Genomic DNA, 21,366 nt, shown 5'->3' on the forward strand with positions numbered 1-21,366 from the left:
GGCGTGCTCCCCTTTTGAGCGAGCGGAAACGGATTACTTCCCGACGCCGAAGAGCAGGAACGCTTGGGCCAGCACATAACCGAGCAGCCCGGTAATTGGAATCGTCAGCACCCACGCCCAAACGATGCGGTGCACAAGGCCCCACTTCACGGCGCTGAAGCGTTTCATCGCACCGACGCCCATGATCGAGGTCGAGATCACGTGGGTGGTCGAAAGCGGAATACCGAAGTGCGAGGCGGTGAAAATGATCGCGCCTGCCGTCGTCTCCGCGGCGAACCCATGCACCGGCTGCAACCGCACCATCTTGTGCCCCATGGTGCGGATAATGCGCCATCCGCCGGCCGCAGTTCCCGAGGCCATGGTGAGCGCACAGACGATTTTCACCCACGCGCTGATCTTGAACTCCGGCGTGTGCAGAAAGCCCAGCCAAGCGGGAAGATGATCGAATGAGCCGGCAGTCGTGCCGGTGAACAGTGCCAGCGCGATGATGCCCATGGTCTTCTGCGCGTCGTTCGTGCCGTGGCTGAGGCCCATCCACGCCGCGCTCACGACCTGCAGTTTGCCGAAAACGCCATTCACCGTGCGCGGGCGCCAGTTCAAGACGCACGCCGTGATGATCGCCATGAGCAGGAAACCGATGACAAAACCAAAGAACGGCGAAAGGATCATCGGCTTGATCACCTTCGGCCAAAGGCCATCCGCGCCCTTGACCGTCACGCGATCCCAAATGAGCACGCTCCAGTTGCCGCCGCTGGTCGCGAGTGCCGCCCCGCACAGGCCGCCAATGAGGGCGTGACTGGAGCTGGAAGGCAGGCCGATCCACCATGTAAGCAGGTTCCAAAGGATGGCGCCAACCAGTGCGGCGAGGATCGTCATCATCGTCACCACATGCGTGTCCACCTGCCCCTGGCCGATCGTCTTGGCGACGGCCTCACCGAGAAAAGCGCCGATGAGATTGGCCACGGTGGCCAGCAGGATGGCCTGGCGCGGGGTCAGGACTTTGGTCGAGACCACAGTCGCGATGGCATTCGCGGTATCGTGAAAACCGTTGATGTATTCGAAAGCCAGCGCGGCCAGCAGGACGAAGAAAAAGAGGAGCATCGGGGAAAAGTTCCGGACCTTGAACGCGCCTGCGCTCAGGAATATTTCAGCGCCACATGGAAGACGACGTAGCCGGCATCGCGGCACCGATCGATCCCCTTCTCCAACAGTTCGTAGAGGTCCTTCCAAAAGACCACCACCCGGGCGTCGCTGCTGCCGTGGTAAAGTTCCCGAAGCAGTTCGTTCATGAGCTTGTCGGCATCGCCCTCGATGGTCTGCAGTCGCTCATAGGCGTCGCGGATTTCCTCGCCGTGGCTCTTGGCGCGGATTTGCGTGACCATGGTGACCACGACCTCGGCGGCCTTTTCGAGCATCGTGATCTGCCGCGAGACGAGGCTCAGATCCGTACCGGGGGGGCTGATGAGGAGCCGTTCCCCGATCTTCTCCACGGTCTTGGTGATTTTGTAGAGCGCCGTCGAGAGCGCCTCGATGTCCTCCCGTTCCAGCGGCGTGACGAAGTTCTGGCACAGCTCCTCGGTTGTCCGCTGACTGATGCGCTTGTGCTTGCGGCGCTCCTGGGAGAGGTCGGAAAGGATTTCGTTCGAGCCCCCCGCACTCAGCTTGGGAAAGAGGGCGACGAGAATCGAAGCGCTCTGCTTGGCCGCGGCGGCCCCGCTCTCGAGCAGGTCGTAAAACTTGGTATCGCGGCCGAAAATGCGTTGAAGGGCGGACATAATGCCGCAGGCATATCAGTCCAGCCGCCTCAGGCAAGCCAATGTCACGATTGCGTTACGGAACTCGGAGGGATGCGCTCCAGCGCGTTCCCATTTAAAAAGCGTGGGAACGCGCAGGAGCGCGTCCTTCCGCTATTCCTTATCTTTCCCTGGAGGCGGGACGGGCTGTTTCAGGGAAGGCTCGTGGCGGATGTCCTGCCCCTTGTAGAGATAGAAAACCTCCTCGGCGATGTTCGTGGCGTGATCGGCCACTCGCTCGATCGCCCGGGCCACGGTCATGAGATTCAACGCCCGGGTAATGCTCTTCGGGTTCTCCACCATGTAGCCGGTGAGTTCACGCTCGAGCTGCTTGTTGATGCTGTCCACGGAACGGTCCCGCGCAATGATCTCGATCGCGAGCTCATTATTCGCATCGACAAAGGCCGTGATGCTGTCCCGCAACATCTCCTGCGCGATCTCCGCCATCAGCGGAATATCGATGAGCGGCTTGAGCAGCGGCTCGGTATTCAACTCCCGGGAGCGGCGGGCGATCTTCGTCGCCTGGTCGGCGATGCGCTCCAGGTTGTTGGAAATCTTCGAGGTGGTCAGCATCATCCGGCAATCCCGGGCGATGGGGCCGTGCGTGGCCATGTAGGTGATGACCATTTCGTCGATCTGGATCTCGAGGTGATCAATCTGCGAATCCTCCGCTTCCACGGTATCGCACAGCTTGTCGTCGCGCTCCACGAGCGCCCGCATGGCCAGCGCCAGATTGCGTTCCGTGAGGCCAGACATCATCAGCAATTGCTCGCGGATGTCGGCGAGTTGTTGTTCCCAAAATTGGCTCATATCTACTCTCGGTTGAGGTCAAAGGGGGCCAGCGGTCATCAACCGAAACGTCCCGTAATGTAATCTTCCGTCTGTCTTTGCGAAGGATTTGTGAAGATTTTTTCCGTTTTGGCAAACTCGATTAGTTTACCCAGGTAAAAGAAAGCCGTGTTATCCGAGCAGCGACCGGCCTGCTGCATGTTATGGGTCACGATGACGATCGTGTATTTGCCCTTCAACTGCTGGATCAGTTCCTCGACCTTGGAAGTCGCAATCGGGTCCAGCGCCGAACACGGCTCGTCCATGAGGATGATGCTCGGCTCGACCGCAATCGCTCGCGCAATGCACAGGCGCTGCTGCTGGCCGCCGGAAAGCCCGAGGCCGCTGGTGTGCAGGCGGTCTTTCACCTCGTCCCATAGGGCCGCGCCCCGCAGACTCTTCTCGACCACTTCGTCGAGCCGCTTGCGATCGCTGATGCCCTGAATCTCCAGGCCGTAGGTGATGTTCTCGTAGATCGATTTCGGAAACGGATTCGACTTCTGGAAGACCATGCCCACTTGCCGGCGCAGTGAGATGACATCCACATCGGGATCGTAGATGTCGATCCCGTGAATGCGGACGCGCCCTTTGCCGATCCGGGCAATATCCACCAGGTCGTTCATGCGATTGAAGCACCGCAGCAGCGTAGACTTGCCGCAACCGGAGGGCCCGATGAACGCCGTCACCTTGTTCGCGGGGATGCTGATGTTGATCTCGTGCAACGCACGCGCCTGGCCGTAGTAAAAATCCAGGTTTTCGACCTCGATCATCGTCGAGCTTTCCTCGGGCGGTGCTAGGGCAGCGTGGGGCATCGGAGCGGTGTCGGGCAGCTTCATGGGAAAGTTGGAAGGCATCCTGGGCAGGCGGATCGCTACCAGCGGTAACGATTCCTCATTTTGATACGCAGCAGAATGGAGGTCAGGGCGATACCCATGACGATAACCAAAAAAACGAAGGCCGCACCATATTGCACCCGCTCGGTGTATTCGTTCTGCGGGATCTTCGAGCTGACCACATAGATGTGATACGGCAGGGCCATCACGCCCTGGAAAAAGAAGTCCATCGGGTGGTCGACCTGCCAGGGCATCTTATCGCGAATGACATAGGCCGCGGTGAACATGATCGGCGCCGTCTCCCCCGCCACGCGCGCGATACCGAGGATGGACGACGTCAGCATTCCCGGCAGTGCGTAGGGCAGGACATTCGTGCGAATGGTCTGCCATTTCGTCGCTCCCAGTGCCAGCGAACCCTCGCGAAAACCCTTCGGCACCGACTTGAGCGATTCCTCGCTGGCCGTGATCACTACCGGCAAGGCCATGAAGGCCAGCGTGAACCAACCGGAAAGCAGGCACACGTTCCAGCCGGAGAAATTCAGATAGTGCCCAAAGCCCACTGGAAAGCTCAGCACCGTCGGATTCCGAAAGTCCTGCAACATCGGCATGAACATCACGAACAGGGCGAAACCGAACAGGCCGAAGACAATCGAAGGCACCCCTGCGAGGTTCAAAATGGCCAACCGGACGAAGTGCACAAATCTCCCCTGCTTGCTGTACTCGTTGAGATAGATCGCGCTGCTGATACCGATGAAAAGCGCGATAGCCATCGACCCGATGACCAGCAGCACCGTGCCGACGATGCACGGGAAGATTCCACCCGAACTGTAAACGTAACTCTCCGCCGGGATGTCCTTGATGTGGCGCTCCTCCTTGAACTTTCGGAAGTCCCGGTCCCCGAGTTCCATCTTCTTCCCCTCGAATTGGAAAACATACAACGTCTCCGGCGCCTGCGTGAGGAAGGGCACATTGACGAACGGGAAGCTCGAACGGAATACCGTCTGCCCACCTTTGACGAAGATGAACCCGAAGATGACCGCCGCGCAGATCAGGATGAAATAGGTCGCCGTGCGGAAAAAGCCGAACGCGATGTGCTCGATGGTGCGAGCCGACGACTTGCGGGCAACGAAGGGATTGACTGGAGCGTTCATGGCCTTACCCGATGGAAATGCGATAGCGATGGACGATCCGCTGCGCCACGTAATTGATGACCAGCGAAAGTGTGAAGAGCACCACGCCCACCATAAAGAGCGCGCGATAGTGGATGCCGCCCTTCACCACCTCGCCCATCTCCTGGGCGATGATGCCCGTCATGGTATGCACCGGCTGGAAGAAGGCACCGAGCCCCTGTGTGAAGTCGGGAATGGCGATGCGGTTGCCCGCACAGAGCAACACGATCATCGTCTCGCCGATCACGCGGCCGAAGCCGAGCAGCACCGCCGAGATGATGCCCGACAGCGAAGCCGGCACGAGCACCCGCACGATGGTCTGGAAGCGATTCGCCCCCAGCGCATAGGAGGCTTCCTTGAAGTGCTTTGGGACGTTGTTGAGCGCGTCTTCCGCGAGGGAAAAAATGGTCGGGATCGAGATCAGAGCCAGCAGGCAACCCGCCGTCAACGCGTTCAGCCGCTCGCTCATCGGGAACCCCGGAAACCAGCTCAAGGCCGGCGTCTGCGACAGCCAGCGCAGCGCGGTCCCCAGCACCGCGATGCCAAAAAAGCCGAGGACCACCGAGGGAATTGCGGAGATGAATTCGATATACGGTTTGACGATGCCCTTCTCCCGCGGCCCGGCGATTTCGCTCACATAGATCGCCGCCGAGATTCCCAGCGGCACTGCGATGGCCAGCGCGATGATCGAGACCAGCAGCGAGCCCACGAAGAGCGGCACGATTCCATACCAATCCTGCCAGAAGCTGGCGGTCAGCCATTCGCGCCCGAAGAGAAAGGAAGTCACCGCCTTGGAAGCCGGCACCGGTGCGTCGTAATTCCAGTTCTCCATGTTCTTTTCGATCTGCGGGAGGGAGGCGATCAGCGCCCGGGCCTTGGCGTGCACCGCGTCGATCTTCGCCTGGAATTTCGGATCGGCCACGTGGGGAGAGCTTTGCAGCGCCGCTCCCAGTTTGTCCGCAAATTGATCGTTGACCTTGCGAAAGGCGGGTAACGTCCCCTTCATTACGCCCGTCTCGGCCGCGAAGTTCACCGGGGCAATCTCAATCTTGTCCGCCTCCTCCTTCTTGCCGGCACTGAGCAGCATGTCTCTCTGCTCTTCCCGGTCCTCATTCACCCGGGCCTTGGTCTTGGTGGCAATCGCCACGTCCGAAAGATCCGAAAGCGTGCCACGCACGTCTTCGATGGAATCGCCAAAGGCATTGGCAAAAGCATCGAACGAAGCCAGCGCCGCGGTCACCTGTTCCGGCGTCTTGCCTTCGGCCGTGAGCTTCTGAAACTCCGCCAACCGCGCGGCGTTCAGATCCCGCGTCATGGCGGTGTGTTCGTCCACCTCATGCCGAATGAAATCCACATACTCGAGCCCGGCCAACCGGTAGAGCCGCAAGTCGCGCTGGCTCTTGCCAAAAAAGCCGACCCCTTCCCGGAAAAGGAAGATGGTAATCAACGCCAGCACCACCACCGCAACGATGGCATTGCCGTTGAAGAAATACTTGATGATGTCGTCCGGAGTCAGCCCAAGGATCCGGAACCGATTTCGATTGAGCAACGCATCTCCAACCGAGCGAGTCGGGGCGAAAGCTGTGGATGACGCAGTGGGCATGAAAGGGTTTCTACTGGAAGAGCGCTACTCGTGTCTGGAATTTAATTGGTCCAAACAATCCGGCCAATCTGTGACATTCGCGTCTCAGTCATGTTACAAACAGGTTACATTCCAAAATTGATTGTGACGGTTGCGTGACGTCCTTCAGGGAAAACCTTAGATTTCCAGAAAGTGGCAGAATCTACGAGCCGTGGATCAATGCAAATTCTCGCGGCGCGTCTTCTGTAAAAAGGCCCGTACTGCCTCATAAAACTCGACCGAATCCGGCTGGGAATGCCCATGGCCGGGCATCGGATAGAATCGCTTCAAACCCACCACAGCGGCTGCATACAACTGCGCGCCCTGTGAGAAGGGTACGGTTTGATCTTCCATCCCCTGCGCAATGAACACCGGAGTCTCCATCCGGCGCATCTTGGCCAGATTATCGAACTTCAGCCGCACCAGATACCGCGCCGGCAGCCAGCCATAGTGATACTGGGCAATGTCGGGAAATGAGGTAAACGCTCCGGACGTGATCAACGCTCGACAGCGCTGCCGACTGGCAACCTCCGTGGCCATCGCCCCACCCATGGATTGTCCGATCACTACCACATCGCGCGCCGCCACCCCCTTTTCGCGCACAATCCAGTCGAAGGCGGCTTGCGACGCAGCGTAGCAGCTCTGCTCATCCGGCGTTCCGGAGCTGTGACCGAAACCCGGATAATCGAAACCCAGCACGCTCATGTGCAGTTCGTTGCGCCAACTGCGCAGTGCCTTGCCACAGGTGGAAAGATTCTGACCATTGCCGTGCATATAGAGCACCGCCCCTTTTCCCGGGGTCCAATCCGTCGCCGGCAGCCACCAACCCTGGATGGTATTGCCATCCGGCGTCACCATCGACTCCTCCTCGACCATCGTCTTCGCCGGCGGCCCCAGCCACGGCTGGCGAATGGTCCATCCTGGAAAAGCGAGCCGATTCTCGCCCAGAACCAGGAGGATCGCCGCGACGGCATACGCTCCAACCAACCAAGTACCAATTCGCAGCGCTCGTTGCCATAACCGTTGCAAGTGTGGCTTCGTTTCCGATTCCGCATTCCGCACTCCACATTCCGCATTCATAGTGCGTGATCCTCAAACGCCCCGCGATATTCCCGCGGGCTCATGCCGGTGATCGCGCGGAACTGGCGATTGAAATTCGCCAGGTTCTCAAAGCCGCAGGCCAGCGCGATATCCGCCACCTTCGCCTCCGCATCGCGCAGCCGCGCACAGGCATTCCCGACCCGAAGCTCATTGATGTACTGCGGCAGCGTCTTCCCGGTGCGCGTTTTGAAAAACCGGCTGAACGCTCCCTCGCTCAACGCCGCACAACGCGCCACCTCCTCGCGCTCGATGACTTCATCGAGATGCTCGTGGATGTAGCGCATGACCCGCTGCATGCGCGGCGTGTCCGAATCCCGCAACTCCGGTGAAAAGTTCGCGCTCGCGATCGGGTGCAGATGCTTCGACGCCGCCAGCGCATTCACGATCTCCAGCAGCTTCAACAACCGCCCCAATCCTTGCGAGTCCGCGAGCTCCTGCATCGACCGCGCTACGACCTCGCGCGTCACCCCCGTCACCTGCAACCCACGCGCGCTGCGCTTCAACAACCGCCGCACCGCTTCCATCTCCGGACTCTGCAAAAAGTGATCCCCGAGAAAATCCTCGCGAAACCGCACCACGATGGCGTGCACCGCGTCCGTTCTCTCCTTCTTCCGCGCCCCCGATTCCACATTCCGCATTCCACATTCGGCATTCCCTTCCTCTTGGTGCCATACATGCGGCAAATTTGCCCCCACGAACACCAGATCCCCCGGCACGAGCGGCGCGATATTATCCCCCACGATGCGATACCCCGCGCTCTTCATTACCAGCGTAAGCTGCACCTCGGGATGAAAGTGCCAGCGCGCCCCATACCCGCTCCCCTTTACCACCTCGCAATGAAACGACTCGCGCGAGGATTGCGGCGTTGTCTCGAGGATGGGCTGGCGGGCGGAGATCACAAAAGTATCAGAAACCGTAACCTACCGAGTAGAGAGAGCAAGCCCGCGCTGCTAGCGTCCGCCCATCGTCTTTCTGCCATCTGTCTTTTTCCGCCGCCTGCCACCCCCCCTTTTCACTCCTCACTAAGCATCAAGCACTAAGCACTCCCCTCTTCATCCTCACCACCTCGCACCATGGGCAAAGAATACAACATCATCCCGAAGACCGTCCCCCGCGTCGAAACCAAGTACCGCCGCGTCGCCAGCCCGCTGCCGCATCCCGATTCCGTGCCATTGCTCGAGAAGCTGCGCCAATTCGAGCCCATCTCCATGCGCGGCATGCCACCCCTCGTCTGGGATCGCGCCGAGGACATTCAGATTTACGACAAATACGGCAACCGCTGGCTCGATTGGTCGTCGGGCGTGCTCGTCACCAACGCCGGCCACGCCGCCCCGGAAATCAGCCAGGCCATCGTCGACCAGGTCCACAGCGGCCTGCTCCACAGCTACGTCTTCGGCAATGAAAAGCGCGCCGCCCTCGTGGAATGCCTCGCCGGCGTCGCCCCGGAAGGCCTGAAGAAAGTTTTCCTCCTTACCACCGGTTCGGAAGCCACCGAGTGCGCCATCAAGCTCAGCCGCGCCCACGGCATCAAGGTCGGCGGCAACAAAAAGATCGGCATCATCGGCTGGGAACGCGGCTTTCACGGCCGGACCCTCGGCTCGCAACAGGCCGGCGGCATGGCCGGACAGAAATCGTGGATCGTCAATGAAGACCCGGCCATCATGACCGCGCCCTTCCCGGATGGGTTCTGGCAGACCGACACCAGCTTCGATGCCTTCCTCGCCGCCGTCGAAGCGCGCGGCATGAAACCCGAAAACGTCGCCGGCGTCATCATGGAAAGCTACCAGGGCGTCGGCCCCGACTTCGCTCCCGTCGAATTCGTCCGCCAACTCGCTGAGTGGTGCCGCAAGCACCAGATCGTCCTCACCTTCGACGAAGTGCAGGCTGGTTTCGGACGCACCGGGAAGTTCTGGGCATTCGAGCATTACGGCGTCACGCCCGACATCATCTGCTGCGGCAAGGGCATCAGCAGTTCGCTGCCGCTCTCGGCCGTGATCGGTCGCGAATCGATCATGGATCAATTCGGTCCCGGCTCGATGACCAGCACGCACACCGGCAATCCCGTGTGCTGCGCCGCCGCCCTGGCCAGCGTGCAAAAAATCATCCGCGAAGATCTCACCGGCAACGCCGCCCGGCTCGAATCCACCCTGCTGGAAGGCCTGCGCCAGATCCAAAAGAAGCACCCGGATTACATCGGCTACGTCAGCGCCCGCGGCCTGGTCGGCGGCATGCAGACCATGGTGAAAGGCAAGAAAGAGCCGAACCACGACCTCGCGCACAACATCATCGAGCGTTGCTTTCACAAGGGTCTGCTCCTCTTCGCGCCCGTCGGCGCCTGGGGCCAAACCGTCAAGATCGCCCCGCCGCTCACCATCCCGCTCGACGCTCTACAGGATGGCCTCGCCGTCCTCGCCGAAGCGACCGACGAAGCGATCGCCGCGCTGTAATCGAGTTCATCGAAGCCGGTTGTCGCCACGACACTCCGGGGAAACGCTGCAAATGAAGCTTTTCTCCCGCGCCTCGACAGAGCGAGGCGTCTACATCCTCCCTCGACGCGGGTTCAAAAAAAGCGGCCTCCCCTCGCTGAAAGGGAGGCCGCCGATGCAATCGAGGGATTTCAGAAGAAACCCCACGGTCGAAAAGGGTAGGTTTATTGCCCGCGCGTCAGGTGGCTTTCGCAAACTCGGCGACGACTCCGAGATTGCCCAAGGTGCGGCAACTGACGCTCCAGTGATTCCGCTCGGCGAACAGCGTCATCTTTTCCAGTTGCGCGTTGTCGGACAGATTGGGCCAGCAGGCGTTGATCGATTCTTTGTAAATGCGGCAGACCTCCGATCTCTGGAGCTGAGTACGGATCGCCGATTGGAGATGAGGGAGTGTGGTGTACATGGGGGACTATTCGGTTTCGAATTTGCGCGGCTTGACCTCCCGCGCGGCTACAGCAAGCAAAATTCCCAGGGCGAAATCGCCCAAAGCGGTGACGAGGAGAACAGTGCCGACGAGCAGTTCCAGGCCCCGATATTGATGGTGCGATGGCGACGCCAAAATCAGCGCGAGTCCGCACAACAGACACACCAAACACATCGCCCACTGCCGGGCTTGAGCGAGAGAAGTCACCGCCCTGGACTTTTTCGATTGATCACGCGAAATGGGCATTTTCAGAAAAATAAAACCACCAATGAGAGATACGTGATACCACTATCGTGTTTTCCACTACATTGCAATGCGGTATTTACTCTCGCAAGTGCAAATCGAAGGGCTTTGTTCGTGGCTCTTTAGAATCCGCTGCGGCAGTACTGGTGTATTGCTACGGCCATCCCCGCAACTTGGGCGATCAGTGGCAGGATGCCTCAGCATTACCCACATCTTTTTCGGATTTAGGACCAGGGTAATGCGACCGTAGCTTACTGGGAGGGGTGACTTCCCAGAAAAAAACCTGCGTCGCGGACGACGCCCTCGAAGAGAGGCGCTGCGCGCATCGGTTTTCGGTCAGCGACTAGGAAGTCGCCGCTCCCAGTGGCGCCGTCCCCTTCGACATCTAAACACCGCGCAAAGATGTGGGTAATGGTTAGAGGAAGCCGCCGCACCCTCCCCGCAATTGGCGCCATCGGGTTTCACCCAAACACCGTCGCACGGTGGATTCCCTATCGACTCCGTCCGCTGATTTCGGATTACTGCGCATTTGTATCTTCCTCCGCAATGTCCTCCCGCGATTCCCTTGTGATCCGCAGTCTGGAACCTCTCGTCGCCGGGTTGTGGATTTTCTTCGTCCTCGTCTCGCTGGCCGTCGCGGTCGTTTGGAGTTGCGGCATCGGCGAAGGCTCGCTGGAAAGGTCCGTCTCGAATCCAGATCTGCGAGCGGCGCTGGTCTGGATGCTGGCGCACCTTGATCTCGCGTGGATCACCCTCGCCGCAGCCAACGTTTACTTTCGCCTCGTCGAGACCATCGGTCTGGCGACCGCGCGTCGGTGGGCGTTGCTGATTTTCGGCGGCGTCATCGCCATCGCTTGGGTAAGCGTCATGACCGGCTTCCCACTCGGCCCGATTCGTTACGGCGCTCCGCTGAGCCTCAAGCTCGGACCAGTTCCGCTCGGCTTGCCCCTCTTTTGGTTCTCCGCGATCATCGGCGCCCGCGAAGCGTTGCTGCGGTTTCGCCCCCGCTTGGGGCAGGTTTGGCTCGCTATCGGCGCCGGAATAGTAGCGCTTCTCACCGACCTGAACCTCGAACCGCTGGCCGCTAAATGGCGCGGCTTTTGGTTCTGGCGAGCTACCGCCCCTACCCTTCCGCCGGTCTTCGATCCACCTTTCACCGGCAGCCTTGCCTGGGGCATCCTTGCAGCGTTGATTACTCTGGTCTTGCGGGAAAAAAGCGTCGTGGCCTCAGCCCAAAAGCGAGCGTGGCAACCCATCGTGACCTTGGTCATCTTCCACGCTGTCTTCCTCTTTTCCCACCTCATGCATAAATTTCGCTAATAAACACCACTATTAGAATTATCACAAAATTATCACCAAGATAGTTTCCGGAGGTGTGTTATAAGAGGCAATCATGAAATCGGGACTAATTCAGTTCATTAAGCGTGCCTTCAGCCGTGAGCCGGAACTTCATCCGGTCGAACGGGGGATGGCGCGGCGCTGGATCAAACAGCGTCTTGTCACGGTTTTCCCCGAACTGCGCAACAATCCGGTCGCTCTCGAGCGAGCCTACCGAACGCTGGGCCTCGAAGCCCGCGCCGGCATGGGCCCCGACGAGGCAGAGACCGTGTTCGAAATGAGCATCCCCGGCGACAACTGATCGCCGCGCGGAAACGTTGCGAACCCACCAGGTAGGGCGGACTAACCATTACCCACATCTTTTTTGAAGGTCCCGCGGAGAGAAGAAGTGCCTGCGAATCACGCAGATCACGCGAATAAAATCCTCCTCATTCGCGTTATCTGCGTGATTCGCGGGCCCCATCCGCAGTCTTTTTGAGATGTGGGTAATGCTTGAGGGCGGACTGGTCCCAGTGCCCCTCGACGAGCTCGGAGCCCTGAGCCTGCCGAAACGGCGTCGGCTTTGCTCGGCGGCTCGTCTGAGGCTGGCTCGCCCGTCAGCCAACCTCCAGCTATTCCTTTCCGCCTCCTCGGTCGTCCCTACCCAGTTTAAAACCACAAACAGAAGGCCGGTGCTGGAGATCAGCACCGGCCTTCAATGTTTTAAAAGGAAAAGGCAGGCGCTGAATCAACGCCTGCCTTTGAAATATGCCTTTCGGCTGTTCGCTTAGAACGGGATGTCGTCTTCCGCTGCGTCCAGGTCCGGGTCGACCGGCGGCTTGCGCTGCGGGGGCGGCGACTTTTTGAAGCCACCGCCGCCTCCACTACCACCGCCACCACCGCTGCTGCTGCCTCCGCCCGAGGGCGGGCCGTCGTATTCGCCTTCGCTGGCGCGGTTTCCACGGGAACCACCACCGCCGCCGCCACCTTCCCCACCCTCACGTCCACCGAGGAGCTGGATGTTGTCGCCGACGACCTTCAGCTTCGAACGCTTCTGGCCGGTCTGCTTGTCATCCCACGTGTCGAGCTGCAAGCGGCCTTCCACGAAAAGCGGGCGACCCTTCTTGCAATACTCACCCACGATCTCCGCGACACGACCCCAGAGCGTTACGTCGATGAAGGTGACTTCCTCGCGCTTTTCGCCGGTCTCGGTGGTGTAGTTACGATTCACAGCCAGGCCGATGTCCGCGATCGCGGTGCCCTTCGGCGTGTATTTGATCTCGGGATCGCGGGTCAGATTCCCGATGAGCATGACTTTATTGAGGCTGGCCATAAATCGCCTGGATTAAGGTTGCGCGCTGCGCGGAATTAAGCGGCCTTGGCGGCCTTCTTCGCGGTCAGCTTCTGGTAGTGCTGGCGATAGACGTCCTCGTCGAGCGTGAAGCGGGCCTTCAGCTTGTCGATCGACGCAGCCGGGGCGTTGAAAATGAAGTTCACATAGTAGCCGCTCTCCAGCTTGCCAGCGGTGTAGCTGAACTGGCGGCGGTCCATCTTCTGGACCTGCTCGACGGTCGCGCCGTCCTTCTTGAATTCGCCTTCGAGGCGTTCGATGACGTCTTTCGCGCCATCTTCGTTGCCTTGCACATTGAGGACCAGGAGTCCTTCGTAACGGTTCTTATTGCTCATTTATCGGGGTTTGGTTTTTAGGGTCTTTTTCTTAATCCTAATCCTTAATCTTAATCGTTAATCCCTCCACTGCATCGCAAGGATTAAGGATCAAAGATTAAGGATTAAGAGATTTTCAGTTAGTTGTAAGCATTCATCGCTGCCTCGAGGCCGCGGGTGCGGGCGCAATCGATGGCTTCCAGCGCGCGATCGAGACTCTGCTCTACCGCAGGCTGTTCTTCCAAGGCAAAACGCCCCAGCACGTGATCGACCACCCCACGCTCGGCACCGCCGATGCCGATCCGCAAACGCGGAACAGCCGGTGTGCCGAAGTGCTCGATGACCGAGGCGAGGCCGTTGTGGCCACCGGCCGAGCCATTCGTCCGGAAGCGCAGCTTGCCGAGCGGAAGGGCCATGTCGTCAAGGATCACCAGCACCTGCGAGGGCTCGATCTTGTAGAATTGGCTGAGTGGGCGCACTGCCTGGCCGCTGAGGTTCATATAGGTCAGCGGCTTGCAGAGGAGAAGGTCGCCGGAGCGGGCCACTTCGGCCTGCCAGCTTTTCTCCACGCGGAAGTCGACGCGCTCGCGCGTGGCGAGCCGGTCAAGCAGCATGAAACCAACATTGTGGCGCGTGTCCCGATATTCGCGACCGGGGTTGCCGAGTCCCACGAGGAGCCGGAAGCCCGGTGCGATATCGGAAGGCATGTAGGCACGCGCCGCAAAAGCTGGCTGCTATTACTTCTTGTCGGCGGGCTTGGCCGGGGCAGCGCCCTTCGCGGGAGCAGCACCCTTCGCTGGCGGCGCCTTCTTCCTTCTTCTCCTTGATGACTTCGGGGCCGGCAGCGGCTTCCGCACCAGGAGCCGGCTCGACTTCCACCGTCGGAGCCGACACGCGGACCACCGTCAGTTCGCCGTCCACGTGAGTGGTCACGCCTTCCGGGAACTTGATGTCCTTGATGTGGATGCCTTCGCCAACGTTGAGGGCGGAGACGTCGAGAGTGATGATTTCGGGAAGATCCTTCGGCAAGCACTCGACTTCGATCGCGTGCATGGAGATCTCGAGAATGCCGCCGTAGTTCTTCACACCGGCCGGTTCACCCACGGTCTCGACCGGGATTTCCGCGTGCAACTTCTCGTCCGCCTTCACGGCGTGGAAATCGACGTGCAAAACGTCGCCCTTGAGCGGGTCGTGCTGCACTTCCTGCACCAGCGCGAGACGATTGCTCTTATTGCTGCCGTCGGCGATCTCGAGATCAACGAGGAAGTGTTCGCTCGTCGCGTGTGCGAGGATGTTGCGGATTTCGCGGGCATTCACCGACAGATTGATCGGTTGTTCCTTGCCGCCGTAGACGACGGCCGGGACGAGGCCCTGCTGCTTGATTTTGTTGACCGCGGAGCGGCCGGTTTCGGTCCGCGTAAGCGCGGTGAGTTTTTGTTGTTTGGCCATAAGGGTTAGACTTTTTCGGTTTCGGAGATTTTGAAGAGAGAGGAGACGGACTCGTCGTCGTGAATGCGGAGGATCGCTTCGCCGAGGAGTTCCGCGATGCACAGCGTGGTAATCGGGAAGCCGTCGCCCGAACGCACCGGCACGCTGTTCGTGGTGATGAGCTCGGAGACGAAGGATTTCTTCAACCGCTCGATCGCCAGGTCGGAGAGGACCGCGTGAGAGACGCAGGCGATGATTTTGGTCGCACCGCGCTCGTGGAGAATTTTCGCTGCGCTGCAGAGCGTGCCCGCGGTCTCGGTCAAGTCATCGACCATAATGACTTCGCGGCCTTCCACTTCACCAATGACGTTCAGCGCTTCGATCTCTGTGGCGCTCTTGCGGCGCTTGGCCACGATGGCCAACCCGGCGCCCAACGCCTGCGAATAGGCATCCGCCATCTTCAAACCGCCGACATCCGGCGACACCACCACCGGACTGCTGAAACCCTTGTCGCGCAAATGCCGAATGACCACCGGCGCGGCGTAGAGGTGATCGACCGGGATATCGAAGAACCCGGCGACCTGCTTGCGCGTGGAGGTCCATCGTCAACACGCGATCGACGCCCGCGGCATTGAGAAGATTGGCCACCAGCTTGGCCGTGATCGGGACGCGGGGCTGGTCCTTGCGATCCTGCCGCGCGTAACCGAAAGAAAGGAAATCACCGCCGTGATAACGCGCCGCGCTCGCCCGCTTGGGCCGCGTCGACCATGATGAGCAGTTCCATCAGGTTCTGGTTGGTCAGACGGACAGGTCGGCTGGACGAGGAAGACATCGCGACCGCGGATGTTTTCGTTGATCTTGACGAAGGTTTCGCCGTCGGGGAACGAGTCCACCGTGGCGTCGCCCAGCGGCACTCTGACGAAAGCGCAAATGCGCTGCGCTAGCTGGCGGTGAGCCGAGCCGCAAAAGATCTTCATTTCGGTTTTTGAGCGGAACATGCTGGGAAAAACGGGAGAGCGACTCTAGAGCGCGCGTTTAGAAACACAAACGGAAAAGTGCGACGAATGTGGGACGGAGGAAAAACAAGGCCTGCAAACCGGGTTTTTTCCGAGCTCCTCCCCTCCCTTCGGTAATGGAATTGGCGGTTCGTCAACGATCCACTACATCCCACCTCCACAACGAAACATTTGGCGTCCCCTGCGCTTTGTGCGCACTCTTTCGAAGAAGCGAAACGATCGAAGAAACGCCACTTCCCCCCTCTACCAGCGAGGAGAAATCCCCTCTCATTTCTTGGGAAGGAAACACCTGTCTGGAGACTGTTTGCGTATTACCACGGTATCAAAAAATCCTTTACAACTTTCCATCAAGTTCTTACCACATCCCTTCATTGAGCCTCCCCTAGGCGCAAGACAAACCAAACAACCAGGAAAACAACCCTAAATGAAAAAGATCGCAATCCCCTTTGTTGCGTGCCTCGCCCTCGCCTCCAGCGCGTTCGCCGGACACGAAATGAAGGAAATGAAACAACCCGTCCCGACTGAACCCTGCTTCAAGGACCAGGAACTTCAGCTCGACGTCTTCGGCAGCTGGGCTGACACCCATCGCCATGACAACGTCGCCGGCCCGAAAGACGGCTTCGGTGGTGGTCTCGGTGTGAACTACTTCTTCATGCGCTACCTTGGCGTCGGCGCTGATGCAAACATCGTCTCTGCCAGCAATGGTCTCTGGACCTTCAGCGGCAGCCTCATCGCCCGCTACCCGATCGAAGCCGGCAATCTCTGCCTGGCTCCCTACATCCTCACCGGTGGCGGCTTCCAGACCGACGGCATCAATGCCGGCACCTGGCACGTCGGCGGCGGCCTTGAATGGCGCGCCACCCACCACCTCGGTATCTACGGCGAAGGCCGCTATACCTGGGCAGGTGCCCACGAAGAAGACAGCGTCCGCGTTTCGCTGGGCGTTCGTTTCATCTTCTAAGCTTTTTAGCTTAGCCTAAACTCACGAACCGCCGGGGTGGCAACGCCCCGGCGGTTCCTTTTTGTACGGATCAGAGTTCCGTCTCTTAACCCTAATCTTACTCTTAATCCCTCGGGGTGGCTGAAGAGGATTAAGAGTAAGATTAGGATTAAGATTAAGAAAACCAGCGGAACGCCCAAGAGGGCATTCCTCCGGGAGTCAGGCCTCTCCCCGATTCCACCATCAGTTCACGATTCCCGTGAACACCCGGCCCTGTTTCATGCGAAACTCTCGGTGAGAGGTTTCACTATGACTCACACTATTTCCCGCAGGACGCACGGGATCATGGACTACGTCTTCAGCGCGCTCATCATCGCCTCGCCGTGGCTATTCGGTTTCACCCATGAAGCAGTCAATCTCCGGATTGCGGTCTTTCTGGGCGGAGCCATGGCGGCCTATAGTTTCTGCACCGAATACGAACTCGGCGTCTTTCGGAGCCTGCCCTTCTCCGCCAACCTGTTCCTCGACATGCTCGTCGGCGTTTTCCTCGGAAGCGCCTTCATGCACATCTCCATGGGCAGCCGCGGCGGACTGGTATTTTTAATCCTCGGGCTCCTCGTCCTCATCGACGTCTTTCACACCGCCCGGCCGGTCAATCGGCCAACGGGGTAGTTTCGAACGCGCAAAGTGCGCGCGCTGTCGGCGGTCCCGGGTCACTGACCCAGGCGACGACGCCAGCACCACGCTCACAGCCCATTCACTTCTTCAGCCAAGGCGAGAGTTCTTTCGAAACGGCATCGTTCCACGCCACCTTGAACTCATTCCCCGCAGCCATGCGCACCAGCGTGCGTCCATCGCCGTCCGTGAAGCGAAGCTCCAGGCGCCTGGGACCGGGAAATCGCTGCACCACTCCCAGGACCGTGCTCAAGTCCCCCTCGGTGGTCTTGCTCGCATGGAAATAGAGCACCACCGGCTTTTCCGTCGGCGCGGGTTTCTTGACCAGCTTGAGCTCATTCGCCACGAGACGGGGCGCTTCCTCCCGTAGGTCGAGCCGTCCGGTGATCGATACCACACTGCCCTGCACCAGCAGCGCCTGGCTCTTGTTGAACGTCTCGTTCCAAATCATCACTTCCAGTGACGCCGTGACGTCTTCGAGCACCACTACGGCGAAAGGCTTGTTGTCCTTTTTGGTGAACTTCTTTTCCACTGACGCCAGCGCGCCGCCGATGGTCACCGTGCTCTTATCCTCTTCCTCGCTCAGCTTGGCGATGGGCACGAACTTCTCCAGGGCGGAGCGATATTCATCGAGCGGATGCCCGGTGACATAGAAGCCGAGCAGTTCCTTCTCGTAAGCGAGCTTCTCCGTCGAGCTCCATGGCGCCACTTTCGGGGCACTCCCCTTCGTCGTCTTGGTCGCTTTGCCGGAAATCTCGAAATCGTCGAACATCGAAAACTGCCCCACCGCGCGATCGCGATTCGCACTGGAAGCCGCAGCCAGGGCGCCGTCGATCTCCGAGTGCAACTGGGCTCGCTCCACGCCGGTCCAGTCGAACGCCCCGCACTTCACGAGGCATTCGAGCGCTTTCTTGTTCATCTTTTTCACGTCGACGCGTCCGCAGAAATCCTCGAGCGATTGAAACGCGCCCTTGTTGTTGCGTTCGACAATCGCCGCGGCCACGGCCGCTTCGCCGACGTTCTTGATCGCCGCCAGGCCATAGCGAATCGAGCCGACGTGAATCTTCTCATCCGAGGCCGGCGTTTCCGCCCCGGCGCTGCCATTCGTCCCCGGGCCGCTCGGTAGATCCTCAAAGCGCACGTTTTCTTCCTCGATCGATTCGGGCGCGTCTTCCCCTTGTTCGGTCGCCTGCGCGGCTACCTGCAACTTGCGCCGCGCGGCTTGTGCAGCGGCAATTCCTTCCACATTCACCTCTTCCGGCGTGAACTTGAGACCGCTCTTGTTGACGTCCGGCGGCAGGATGGTCATGCCCATGCGCTCGCACTCGCCGACGAAGATGCTGATCTTGTCGGTGTTGGAAACTTCGTTACTCATCACCGCGGCCATGAACTCGACCGGGTAGTTCGCCTTCAAATACGCCGTCTGGTAACTGATCCAGGCATACGCCGCGGAGTGCGACCGGTTGAAGCCGTAGCCCGCGAACTTCTCCAGCGTATCGAAGATCTCGTTCGCCGTCTTCTCCTCGATGTTGTGCAGGTTCTTGCAGCCCTCGCAAAATTTGATGCGCTCCTTGGCCATCTTCTCCTTGTCCTTCTTGCCCATGGCGCGGCGCAGCAAGTCCGCACCGCCGAGCGTGTATCCGGCGAGAATCTGCGCGGCCTGCATGACCTGCTCCTGGTAGACGAGCACTCCGTAGGTCTCCTTCGTCATATCGAGGAGCAGCTTGTGCGGCGCCTTCACCTTCGCCTTGCCCTTCTTGCGCTTGATGTAGTCGGGAATGAGGTCCATCGGACCCGGCCGATACAGCGCCAGGATGGCGTTGATATCTTCGATGTCCTTGATGTCGAACTGCCGGCAGACGCTGACCATACCACCCGATTCCAACTGGAAGATGCCGATCGTTTCACCGCGGTTCAACAGGTCGAAGGTCGGCTGATTTTCCAGCGGAATCTTGTCGACGTCGAAGTCCGGCTCGCGATGCCGGATCAAAACCACCGCATCGGTAATGACCGTGAGCGTCTTCAACCCGAGGAAGTCGCACTTCAGCATGCCCACGTCGGTCAGCGGGCCCATGGCATACTGCGAGACAATCGAGTTGTCGTTCGCCCGGGTGAGCGGGATGTAGTCCGATAAATCGCGGTCGCCGATGACTACGCCCGCCGCGTGCACGCCCACGCCGCGGGTCAGGCCTTCCAGCTTCGTCGCCACGTCCCAGAGCTGCGCGGTCGCCGGCTCGGTATCCACCGCCTTCTTCAGTTCCGGGTTCTTGTCGATGGCGCCGGCAATGTGATCCATCTGGCCGGTCTCCTTATTCTTCTTGTCGAGCCCCTTGAGGGTGATGCCGAGTTCGTTCGGAATCATCTTGGCCACGCGATCCGCATCGCCATAGCTCCAGCCTTGCACTCGCGCCACGTCGCGCAACACCGACTTCGCGCCCAACGTGCCGAAGGTGATGATTTGCGACACCGCGCGCTCGCCATATTTCTGGCGCACATAATCGATCACCTCGCCGCGCCGATTCACGCAGAAGTCGACGTCGATATCCGGCGGGCTGACACGCTCGGGATTGAGGAAGCGCTCGAAGAGCAGCTTGAACTTGATCGGGTCGATATCCGTGATGCCCATCGCATAAGCGATCATCGAACCTGCGGCCGAACCGCGGCCCGGTCCCACGGGTATGCCGTGCTCCTTCGCCCAGTTGATGAAGTCCCAGACGATGAGGAAGTAATTCGTGAAGCCCTGTTTCTCGAGCACGCTGATCTCGAGTTCGAAACGCTTCTGCACGATTTCGGAATCCGCGTCCGAGCCGTAGCGCCGGTGCATGCCCGCCAGCGTGATCTCGCGCAGATATTCGTTCTGCGTCCTGCCCGGCGGCGGCGTGTAGTTCGGATACTTCGGCGAGGTATCGATGGTGATATTGCACCGCTCGGCGATGGCCAGCGTGTTGTCGCACGCCTCCGGCACCTCGGCGAAAAGCGCGCGCATCTCCGCGGGCGATTTGAAATAGACCTCCTGCACGTAATGCATGCGGCGCTCGTCGGCGATGTTCGAGCCGGTGCCGATACAGATCAGCGCGTCATGCGCCGCGTGGTCGGTGCGTTGGAGAAAGTGGACGTCATTCGCCGCGACCAGACCGAGGCCGAATTCCTTAGCCAGCACCGGCAGCGTCTTGTTGCACTTGAGCTGCGCCTCGATCCCGTGGTTGTGCAGTTCGATGAAGAAATTCTCCGGCCCGAGGATGTCGCGATACGCTCCCGTCAGCTCCTTCGCTTTCGGCAGGTTGTCCTCGATGATCGCCTGGTTGATTTCTCCCTTGAGACAGCCGCTCAGACCGATCAATCCTTTGCCGTATTGGGCGAGCAATTCCTTGTCGATGCGCGGCTTGTAATACATGCCGTCGAGGTGCGCGATGGAGACGAGCTTCACGAGGTTGCGATACCCCTGGTCATTCTGCGCCAGCAGGGTGAGATGGAAGGCCGATTCACGCTGGGTCGTGGCCGTCTTTTTCAGGTGCGAATCCGGCGCGACATACACCTCGCAGCCGATGATCGGATTGACGCCCGAGCTCTTGCCCGCCTGATAGAACTCGATGGCGCCGAAGAGGTTACCGTGATCCGTAATGGCCAGCGCCGGCATGCCGTATTCCTTGGCCTTCTTCATCGCCTCTTTGATCCGCACCGCGCCATCGAGCGTCGAATATTCGGTGTGGCAATGGAGGTGAACGAACGAATCAGCGGACATGCCGGAAAAGTAGCCCGAAGTCGCCCGGCGCGAAGCGAGAAAATCCCATTCTTCCCATTTTTCCTATCCCTCCTGGCGGGCCGAT

20 protein-coding genes and 1 pseudogene are annotated in these 21,366 nt (G+C 59.7%); 5 read left to right on the plus strand and 16 right to left on the minus strand.

Features of this window, described 5'->3' with window-relative positions; translation table 11 throughout:
• Positions 1-33: 33 nt before the first annotated feature.
• The 8 genes from CFE428DRAFT_RS07305 to CFE428DRAFT_RS07340 form a co-directional block, all read right to left on the minus strand.
• Positions 34-1,101 carry an inorganic phosphate transporter gene (locus tag CFE428DRAFT_RS07305; protein WP_006978854.1) on the minus strand — a complete coding sequence of 356 codons (1,068 nt, stop codon included), beginning with the start codon at positions 1,099-1,101 and terminating at the stop codon, positions 34-36.
• A 35-nt stretch (positions 1,102-1,136) separates the two neighbouring features.
• A complete protein-coding gene (locus CFE428DRAFT_RS07310; protein ID WP_006978855.1) occupies positions 1,137-1,775 on the minus strand; it encodes a DUF47 domain-containing protein in 639 nt (212 codons plus the stop codon).
• A gap of 132 nt (positions 1,776-1,907) precedes the next feature.
• Positions 1,908-2,603 carry a phosphate signaling complex protein PhoU gene (gene phoU, locus CFE428DRAFT_RS07315; RefSeq protein ID WP_006978856.1) on the minus strand — a complete coding sequence of 232 codons (696 nt, stop codon included), beginning with the start codon at positions 2,601-2,603 and terminating at the stop codon, positions 1,908-1,910.
• Positions 2,604-2,641: 38 nt separating this feature from the next.
• Positions 2,642-3,457, minus strand: a complete 816-nt coding sequence (pstB, locus tag CFE428DRAFT_RS07320) for a phosphate ABC transporter ATP-binding protein PstB (protein WP_131989897.1) — start codon at positions 3,455-3,457, stop codon at positions 2,642-2,644.
• 35 nt (positions 3,458-3,492) lie between these two features.
• A complete protein-coding gene (pstA, locus tag CFE428DRAFT_RS07325; RefSeq protein ID WP_006978858.1) occupies positions 3,493-4,605 on the minus strand; it encodes a phosphate ABC transporter permease PstA in 1,113 nt (370 codons plus the stop codon).
• 4 nt (positions 4,606-4,609) lie between these two features.
• A complete protein-coding gene (pstC, locus tag CFE428DRAFT_RS07330; protein ID WP_006978859.1) occupies positions 4,610-6,226 on the minus strand; it encodes a phosphate ABC transporter permease subunit PstC in 1,617 nt (538 codons plus the stop codon).
• 195 nt (positions 6,227-6,421) lie between these two features.
• Entirely contained in the window at positions 6,422-7,231 is an 810-nt protein-coding gene (locus CFE428DRAFT_RS07335) for an alpha/beta hydrolase (protein WP_157447450.1), read from the minus strand.
• A gap of 89 nt (positions 7,232-7,320) precedes the next feature.
• Positions 7,321-8,244, minus strand: coding sequence for a helix-turn-helix domain-containing protein (locus tag CFE428DRAFT_RS07340; protein WP_006978861.1), 924 nt, complete (start codon positions 8,242-8,244; stop codon positions 7,321-7,323).
• A gap of 174 nt (positions 8,245-8,418) precedes the next feature.
• Between CFE428DRAFT_RS07340 and CFE428DRAFT_RS07345 the strand changes: the two genes are divergently transcribed.
• Entirely contained in the window at positions 8,419-9,792 is a 1,374-nt protein-coding gene (locus tag CFE428DRAFT_RS07345) for an aspartate aminotransferase family protein (RefSeq protein WP_006978862.1), read from the plus strand.
• Positions 9,793-10,009: 217 nt separating this feature from the next.
• Here CFE428DRAFT_RS07345 and CFE428DRAFT_RS07350 read toward each other — a convergent pair whose 3' ends face one another.
• Positions 10,010-10,234, minus strand: coding sequence for a hypothetical protein (locus CFE428DRAFT_RS07350; protein WP_006978863.1), 225 nt, complete (start codon positions 10,232-10,234; stop codon positions 10,010-10,012).
• Positions 10,235-10,240: 6 nt separating this feature from the next.
• Positions 10,241-10,501, minus strand: coding sequence for a hypothetical protein (locus CFE428DRAFT_RS07355; protein WP_042724547.1), 261 nt, complete (start codon positions 10,499-10,501; stop codon positions 10,241-10,243).
• 543 nt (positions 10,502-11,044) lie between these two features.
• On the opposite strand from CFE428DRAFT_RS07355, the gene CFE428DRAFT_RS07360 reads away from it, so the two are divergent.
• The gene (locus CFE428DRAFT_RS07360) at positions 11,045-11,818 is read left to right on the plus strand and encodes a carotenoid biosynthesis protein (RefSeq protein ID WP_006978865.1); all 774 of its coding nucleotides are present in this window, start codon (positions 11,045-11,047) and stop codon (positions 11,816-11,818) included.
• 73 nt (positions 11,819-11,891) lie between these two features.
• A complete protein-coding gene (locus tag CFE428DRAFT_RS07365) occupies positions 11,892-12,137 on the plus strand; it encodes a hypothetical protein (RefSeq protein WP_006978866.1) in 246 nt (81 codons plus the stop codon).
• A 465-nt stretch (positions 12,138-12,602) separates the two neighbouring features.
• On the opposite strand, the gene CFE428DRAFT_RS07375 is transcribed toward CFE428DRAFT_RS07365, so the two are convergent.
• From CFE428DRAFT_RS07375 to CFE428DRAFT_RS40990, 5 genes and pseudogenes are all read right to left on the minus strand, one after another.
• Complete coding sequence (locus CFE428DRAFT_RS07375; RefSeq protein WP_006978867.1) at positions 12,603-13,148, minus strand: single-stranded DNA-binding protein; 546 nt, start codon at positions 13,146-13,148, stop codon at positions 12,603-12,605.
• 35 nt (positions 13,149-13,183) lie between these two features.
• On the minus strand, positions 13,184-13,501 hold the full coding sequence (gene rpsF / locus CFE428DRAFT_RS07380; RefSeq protein ID WP_006978868.1) for a 30S ribosomal protein S6: 318 nt from the start codon (positions 13,499-13,501) through the stop codon (positions 13,184-13,186).
• 119 nt (positions 13,502-13,620) lie between these two features.
• The gene (gene pth / locus CFE428DRAFT_RS07385; RefSeq protein WP_042724549.1) at positions 13,621-14,187 is read right to left on the minus strand and encodes an aminoacyl-tRNA hydrolase; all 567 of its coding nucleotides are present in this window, start codon (positions 14,185-14,187) and stop codon (positions 13,621-13,623) included.
• Positions 14,084-14,929 carry a 50S ribosomal protein L25 gene (locus CFE428DRAFT_RS33200; RefSeq protein WP_006978870.1) on the minus strand — a complete coding sequence of 282 codons (846 nt, stop codon included), beginning with the start codon at positions 14,927-14,929 and terminating at the stop codon, positions 14,084-14,086. The genes pth and CFE428DRAFT_RS33200 overlap by 104 nt, the downstream gene beginning before the upstream one ends.
• A gap of 5 nt (positions 14,930-14,934) precedes the next feature.
• Positions 14,935-15,885 (minus strand): annotated as a pseudogene (locus CFE428DRAFT_RS40990) (ribose-phosphate diphosphokinase).
• A gap of 463 nt (positions 15,886-16,348) precedes the next feature.
• Between CFE428DRAFT_RS40990 and CFE428DRAFT_RS07400 the strand changes: the two are divergent.
• Positions 16,349-16,885, plus strand: coding sequence for a porin family protein (locus CFE428DRAFT_RS07400; protein ID WP_006978872.1), 537 nt, complete (start codon positions 16,349-16,351; stop codon positions 16,883-16,885).
• A gap of 288 nt (positions 16,886-17,173) precedes the next feature.
• Positions 17,174-17,536 carry a hypothetical protein gene (locus CFE428DRAFT_RS07405; RefSeq protein ID WP_131989900.1) on the plus strand — a complete coding sequence of 121 codons (363 nt, stop codon included), beginning with the start codon at positions 17,174-17,176 and terminating at the stop codon, positions 17,534-17,536.
• 85 nt (positions 17,537-17,621) lie between these two features.
• Here the strand turns inward: CFE428DRAFT_RS07405 and dnaE are convergent, their stop codons facing one another.
• Positions 17,622-21,281, minus strand: a complete 3,660-nt coding sequence (gene dnaE, locus CFE428DRAFT_RS07410; RefSeq protein WP_006978874.1) for a DNA polymerase III subunit alpha — start codon at positions 21,279-21,281, stop codon at positions 17,622-17,624.
• Positions 21,282-21,366: the final 85 nt, after the last annotated feature.

It is taken from the genome of Chthoniobacter flavus Ellin428 (assembly GCF_000173075.1).
Lineage (GTDB): Bacteria > Verrucomicrobiota > Verrucomicrobiia > Chthoniobacterales > Chthoniobacteraceae > Chthoniobacter > Chthoniobacter flavus.

What these genes read in the sequence shown, in the direction of transcription:
- dnaE (WP_006978874.1), bottom strand. Translation starts at nt 21,281, where the DNA reads ATGTCCGCTGATTCGTTCGTTCACCTCCATTGCCACACCGAATATTCG.
- pstA (WP_006978858.1), bottom strand. Translation starts at nt 4,605, where the DNA reads ATGAACGCTCCAGTCAATCCCTTCGTTGCCCGCAAGTCGTCGGCTCGC.
- CFE428DRAFT_RS07375 (WP_006978867.1), bottom strand. Translation starts at nt 13,148, where the DNA reads ATGGCCAGCCTCAATAAAGTCATGCTCATCGGGAATCTGACCCGCGAT.
- rpsF (WP_006978868.1), bottom strand. Translation starts at nt 13,501, where the DNA reads ATGAGCAATAAGAACCGTTACGAAGGACTCCTGGTCCTCAATGTGCAA.
- CFE428DRAFT_RS07305 (WP_006978854.1), bottom strand. Translation starts at nt 1,101, where the DNA reads ATGCTCCTCTTTTTCTTCGTCCTGCTGGCCGCGCTGGCTTTCGAATAC.
- pth (WP_042724549.1), bottom strand. Translation starts at nt 14,187, where the DNA reads ATGCCTTCCGATATCGCACCGGGCTTCCGGCTCCTCGTGGGACTCGGC.
- CFE428DRAFT_RS07365 (WP_006978866.1), top strand. Translation starts at nt 11,892, where the DNA reads ATGAAATCGGGACTAATTCAGTTCATTAAGCGTGCCTTCAGCCGTGAG.
- CFE428DRAFT_RS07400 (WP_006978872.1), top strand. Translation starts at nt 16,349, where the DNA reads ATGAAAAAGATCGCAATCCCCTTTGTTGCGTGCCTCGCCCTCGCCTCC.
- CFE428DRAFT_RS07350 (WP_006978863.1), bottom strand. Translation starts at nt 10,234, where the DNA reads ATGTACACCACACTCCCTCATCTCCAATCGGCGATCCGTACTCAGCTC.
- CFE428DRAFT_RS07310 (WP_006978855.1), bottom strand. Translation starts at nt 1,775, where the DNA reads ATGTCCGCCCTTCAACGCATTTTCGGCCGCGATACCAAGTTTTACGAC.
- CFE428DRAFT_RS07345 (WP_006978862.1), top strand. Translation starts at nt 8,419, where the DNA reads ATGGGCAAAGAATACAACATCATCCCGAAGACCGTCCCCCGCGTCGAA.
- CFE428DRAFT_RS07405 (WP_131989900.1), top strand. Translation starts at nt 17,174, where the DNA reads ATGACTCACACTATTTCCCGCAGGACGCACGGGATCATGGACTACGTC.
- phoU (WP_006978856.1), bottom strand. Translation starts at nt 2,603, where the DNA reads ATGAGCCAATTTTGGGAACAACAACTCGCCGACATCCGCGAGCAATTG.
- CFE428DRAFT_RS07355 (WP_042724547.1), bottom strand. Translation starts at nt 10,501, where the DNA reads ATGCCCATTTCGCGTGATCAATCGAAAAAGTCCAGGGCGGTGACTTCT.
- pstC (WP_006978859.1), bottom strand. Translation starts at nt 6,226, where the DNA reads ATGCCCACTGCGTCATCCACAGCTTTCGCCCCGACTCGCTCGGTTGGA.
- CFE428DRAFT_RS33200 (WP_006978870.1), bottom strand. Translation starts at nt 14,929, where the DNA reads ATGGCCAAACAACAAAAACTCACCGCGCTTACGCGGACCGAAACCGGC.
- pstB (WP_131989897.1), bottom strand. Translation starts at nt 3,457, where the DNA reads ATGAAGCTGCCCGACACCGCTCCGATGCCCCACGCTGCCCTAGCACCG.
- CFE428DRAFT_RS07360 (WP_006978865.1), top strand. Translation starts at nt 11,045, where the DNA reads ATGTCCTCCCGCGATTCCCTTGTGATCCGCAGTCTGGAACCTCTCGTC.